Annotated in this window: 1 protein-coding gene; it reads left to right on the top strand. The window is 38.8% G+C overall.

Annotated elements, in window-relative coordinates:
- The coding region (locus AZF04_RS16545) for an efflux RND transporter permease subunit (RefSeq protein ID WP_161485274.1) at nt 1-673 on the top strand (673 nt) is incomplete at both ends.

Genomic DNA, 673 nt, shown 5'->3' with positions numbered 1-673 from the left:
GATTTCTCTAGGTTTGTATGAATTTGAAGAAGGTGAGCAGGCAGTTGCAGTTGATGGGAAGTTTATGACTTTGACTGAGCTGGAAGAGATGCTTATTCCMGTTACACCTTCGGAAGAAAACCCTAYTCCTTTTGTAACATTAGCAGATGTGGCAGATATAGAAGTGATTGGTTATGTAGAATCGCTTTCCAGAACAAACGGAGAAGAAGCGATTGCCATTCAAATCGTAAAGGGGCCACAGGATAATACAGTAGATGTCGTAAATCGAGTAAAGGAGCTTGTAAATGAGGAGCTTGAAGCGAAGGAAGGGCTTATCGTTGATATTTCCTTAGACCAAGCAACCCCTATCGAAGAATCTATTTTTACCATGGTAGAAAAGGCTCTCTTTGGTGGTTTGATTGCGATTTTAATTATTTTGCTGTTTTTACGTGACTTTAAATCGACGATTATATCGATTGTTTCCATACCGGTTTCATTATTTATGGCGCTACTCGTATTAAATTGGATGGATATTAGCTTAAATATTATGACACTTGGTGCGATAACGGTTGCGATTGGACGAGTGATCGATGAYTCTATTGTTGTTGTGGAAAATATATATAGAAGATTACATTTAAAAGAAGAGAAGCTGACAGGGCGTGCTCTTGTTCGGGAAGCGACCATTGAAATGTTT

Origin of the sequence: Alkalihalobacillus trypoxylicola (assembly GCF_001590785.1) — a bacterium.
Lineage (GTDB): Bacteria > Bacillota > Bacilli > Bacillales > Bacillaceae_D > Alkalihalobacillus > Alkalihalobacillus trypoxylicola.
Note: the sequence above shows the minus strand (reverse complement) of the source record. Positions and strands in the feature narration are given on the sequence as shown.